At 54.4% G+C, this 3,659-nt stretch carries 5 protein-coding genes; 1 reads left to right on the top strand and 4 read right to left on the bottom strand.

Annotated features, from left to right (window positions below):
• Nucleotides 1–387: chemotaxis protein CheB (locus H6F43_RS20800; RefSeq protein ID WP_190345056.1), on the top strand; the 387-nt coding region annotated here is incomplete at its 5' end.
• Here the strand turns inward: H6F43_RS20800 and galT are convergent.
• From galT to hisB, 4 genes are all read right to left on the bottom strand, one after another.
• Nucleotides 364–1,470, bottom strand: a complete 1,107-nt coding sequence (galT, locus tag H6F43_RS20795; RefSeq protein WP_190345060.1) for a galactose-1-phosphate uridylyltransferase — start codon at nucleotides 1,468–1,470, stop codon at nucleotides 364–366. The two genes, H6F43_RS20800 and galT, sit on opposite strands and share 24 nt — an antisense overlap.
• A 235-nt stretch (nucleotides 1,471–1,705) precedes the next feature.
• The gene (locus H6F43_RS20790) at nucleotides 1,706–2,161 is read right to left on the bottom strand and encodes an NUDIX hydrolase (RefSeq protein WP_190345054.1); all 456 of its coding nucleotides are present in this window, start codon (nucleotides 2,159–2,161) and stop codon (nucleotides 1,706–1,708) included.
• Nucleotides 2,162–2,239: 78 nt separating this feature from the next.
• Nucleotides 2,240–2,698: a thioredoxin-dependent thiol peroxidase gene (bcp, locus tag H6F43_RS20785; RefSeq protein ID WP_190345058.1), complete on the bottom strand. Its 459-nt coding sequence runs from the start codon at nucleotides 2,696–2,698 to the stop codon at nucleotides 2,240–2,242.
• A gap of 61 nt (nucleotides 2,699–2,759) precedes the next feature.
• Nucleotides 2,760–3,386, bottom strand: a complete 627-nt coding sequence (gene hisB / locus H6F43_RS20780) for an imidazoleglycerol-phosphate dehydratase HisB (protein ID WP_190345052.1) — start codon at nucleotides 3,384–3,386, stop codon at nucleotides 2,760–2,762.
• Nucleotides 3,387–3,659: the final 273 nt, after the last annotated feature.

Genomic DNA, 3,659 nt, shown 5'->3' with positions numbered 1-3,659 from the left:
GGAGACGTGCTACGTCCTGGAATTGTCTATACTGCCGTTCCCGGTCAGCACTTGCTGGTTGAGCCAGATGGCACGCTGTCGTTTTCCAACTCGGAAAAGGTAAATTTCACCCGTCCCTCTGCCGATGTGCTGTTTCGCTCCTTGGCAGCGCACTACAAAACGCGGGCGATCGCTGTGGTTCTGACGGGCACTGGTACCGATGGGGCGCTAGGTGTCAGAGCAATTAAAAAGTACGGCGGGACCGTCATCGTTCAAGATCCAGCAGCGTGTGCCTACCGCCACATGCCAGAAGCCGCGATCGCAACCCAAAAAGCAGATGCTGTGCTTTCGGTCGCTGAAATTGTAGACGAGTTGGTAAATCAGTTAATGCTGGACCAGTTCGGATAACTCCAGATCGATCGCAACCGCCTGAAGCTCTTTTGCCTTTTCTTCTGGCAGCGCATCATTCGCAAACATGCCTGCCGCCAATTCGGTGCCAGCCAAGTACTTCAGCTTATCGGGCGTTCGGTACGGCGGGTAGAACTCGGCGTGCAGGTGAAATTCTGGGTGAGGCTGACCGTCGATCGGAGCCTGAAACCACGCCATTAAGTAAGGAAACGGACGCTTCCAAAGACCGTCGTACTTAAGCGTCACGGTTTTTAGCGCTTTGGCAAGGCTCCACCGCTGCTCGTTCGTGAGATCCATTAAGGTCGCAACTGGCTCGATCGGCGCAACCCAGACCTCGTACGGGTAGCGGGCACAGATCGGCACGAACGAGATCGCCCATTCATCTCGATACAGAATGCGCTGATTGTCAGAAATTTCTTGCTGAATCAGATCTTGCAGCAGTCCCCGCTGCCGCTGCTGATAATACTCATGCTGCTGCTGCAACATCCGCGCAGGAACCGGAGGTACAAACGGATAGGCGTAGATTTGCCCGTGGGGATGGTGCAGCGTCACACCCACCTCGACGCCTTTATTCTCAAACGGAAGCACGTACTGGATCTGGGGATGACTGCCCAAAATGCGGCTGCGATCGCCCCAGACGTGCAGCAGCAAATTCAAGTGATCGATCGGCAAGCTGCCCAAGGATGCGCTGGGGTCTTGGGTGAAAACTACTACCTCGCACGCGCCATTCGCAGGCAGCGTATCCACAATCAGCGACGGTGGATCGTGTGCCTGCACGGTCAGCGACGGAAAGCGATTGTCAAATACTGCAATGTCGTACTGCCCCTGAGGTAGCTCAGTGGGAAACTGCGGATCTTTCGTGGCAGCCAGCGGGTTGTATTCCGGTGGCGGCATAAAGGTGCGTCCCTGACGGTGGCTGGCATACGCAACCCACTCACCCCGTAGCGGGTGCCAGCGCAGGTGTGGATTTGCCTGAATCGGTTCGTTACCCGGACTGGGAGCCTGTATGCCTGCTGCAATGGGGCTACGGCTGTACAAGGTGAGCGATCGACCGTCTGGCTTGAGCAACTCCTGAGAGTACATTGCTTCTGCTCCCATCTGGCTCACGATAAACTGTCCTGAGGATAATCTTCAAGTTTTAGCGCTGTCGCTATCTAGAGAAGGAGATCGAACAGCGACAGTCCTCGGTCGGCTTCTGGCTGGGCATGAAACTCTACCTGCAACAAGCTGGTTTTAACGAACTCGTTTTAAGGCTCAAAGCAACTTGCCGCTAAAGACGCTCCTGCACAATTCAGCAGGCAACCTATTCAGCGGGCAACTATGCCAGCGTAGTCTGCCCGTTAAAGTAATCCTGTAGCTGTCGATCGTGGTCATGCGACAGTTTACCGATCGGCAGCGTATTCGGCGCGAACGCTCGCACCTCGCCGACTTCGTACGTGTCTTTAGCCTTCATCGTGCCTTGGACTTCGACTTCCACCACCACGCAGATTGAGTGAATCCGAGGATCGCGATCGGGTGCGGAATAAACGCCCACCAAGCGGCGAACCTTGGCAACTTCCAGACCGGTTTCTTCTTCAAGTTCTCGATGAATGGTTGTCAGCAGATCTTCGCCCCAGTTCACCATGCCTCCGGGCAGACCCCATCTACCGTTGTCGCGACGCTGAATCAGCACAATGCGACCATCGGGAAGGATGGGAATAATACTAGTCCCAGTGATGGGGTGGCGAAAAATCACACCGAGAACCGTTTGTGCAAAATGCCAGAGTCGGCGCATGGGTTAAACAGCTACGGCAACGACCACAAAATAATGACCAGATTCGGTAAATGCATCGCGCTAAAGCACCGTGACGGCTCAAGCCAGGTCAGCCAAAACGTCTGCTGCATGAGCATCCGGTTTGACCTTAGTGTAGATCTTTTCAATCCTACCATCTGGACCGATTACAAAGGTATTGCGGCTAATGCCCATGTACTCCTTGCCCATAAACTTCTTCAGCCCGTAGCTATCATACCGCGTGGCGACTTGCCCATCCACATCTGTTAGCAGCGGAAACGGTAGCTGAAACTTGGCGCTAAACTTCTGATGCGCTTTTGCATCATCCGTACTCACACCCAGCACAACGACATCGTGCTCCTGGAACTCCGCATAGGCGTCCCGAAAGCTACACGCTTCTTTGGTACAGCCCGACGTGTTGTCGCGAGGATAAAAATACAGCACGACGCGCTTGCCTTTGAGGTCGGCAAGTCGCACTAGGTTGCCATCGCCGTCGGGCAGGCTAAAGTCAGGAGCCGGATCGCCGATTTGGAGGGACATAGGCACACAAAAGGAGGGGTGAGCGGTGAAGGGGGAATCGGTGGATTAATCCATTTCGTCTTCACAACACGCCTTTAGAACTAGGGATGGTATGGGCGCGGCGGGGGTCCACTTCTACAGCCATGCGAAGCGATCGAGCAAAGGCTTTAAATGTCGCTTCGATGATGTGGTGGGAATTGATGCCGTCAAGCTGGCGAATATGCAGCGTTAGCTGAGCATGATTCACCACTGCCACAAAGAATTCTCTCACAAGTTGAGTGTCGTAGGTGCCCACGCGATGAGTTGGAAGCGTCAGTCCGTAGCTGAGGTGGGGTCGTCCAGAGAAGTCCAGTGCAACTTGAATCAGCGCTTCATCCAATGGGGCGACAAAATGACCAAACCGAACGATGCCTTTACGATCGCTGAGCGCTTTCCCCAGCGCCATTCCCAGCGTAATTCCCACATCTTCGTTGGTGTGGTGGTCGTCAATTTCAAGGTCGCCTGTCGCCCGCACATCCAGGTCAATTAACCCGTGAGACGCGATTTGATGCAGCATGTGATCGAGGAATGGAATTCCCGTTTTAGCAGTGCATTGTCCCGTGCCGTCTAGATTTACGGTCACTTGCACATCGGTTTCGCCTGTCGTGCGACTAACCGAGGCAGTACGGCTTAGCGGAAGCAGGGTAGACGGACGATCGCTCGTTTGCATGGAACTCTCAAACTCAAAAATCAGTGACTCTATTATCAGGGGAATTGTGGGGTTTGGGTGAAGCAGACTCGACGATCGAAGGCATCAGATACAGTCAACTGCGCTCGTGGCTAGTGCTAGCGCGATCGCGCCGCCTCGCAGCGAATAAGCGCTAAGCACGAGAAGCTCGAATCGCGTCGTCTGTCCCGATCGCTTCAGCGCCATAATGAAAGTCCTGATGCCCGTTCTCGCGGGATGATAGAGAACGCGAATTCACGGTTGTTTAGGAATGGC

The organism is Leptolyngbya sp. FACHB-36 (assembly GCF_014695955.1).
Taxonomy (GTDB): Bacteria; Cyanobacteriota; Cyanobacteriia; order Leptolyngbyales; family Leptolyngbyaceae; genus FACHB-36.
This window is presented reverse-complemented; position numbering and strand designations above follow the sequence as displayed.

Excerpts from the sequence above, each read along its gene's own strand:
- galT (WP_190345060.1), bottom strand. The coding sequence starts at position 1,470 with ATGTACTCTCAGGAGTTGCTCAAGCCAGACGGTCGATCGCTCACCTTG.
- H6F43_RS20790 (WP_190345054.1), bottom strand. The coding sequence starts at position 2,161 with ATGCGCCGACTCTGGCATTTTGCACAAACGGTTCTCGGTGTGATTTTT.
- bcp (WP_190345058.1), bottom strand. The coding sequence starts at position 2,698 with ATGTCCCTCCAAATCGGCGATCCGGCTCCTGACTTTAGCCTGCCCGAC.
- hisB (WP_190345052.1), bottom strand. The coding sequence starts at position 3,386 with ATGCAAACGAGCGATCGTCCGTCTACCCTGCTTCCGCTAAGCCGTACT.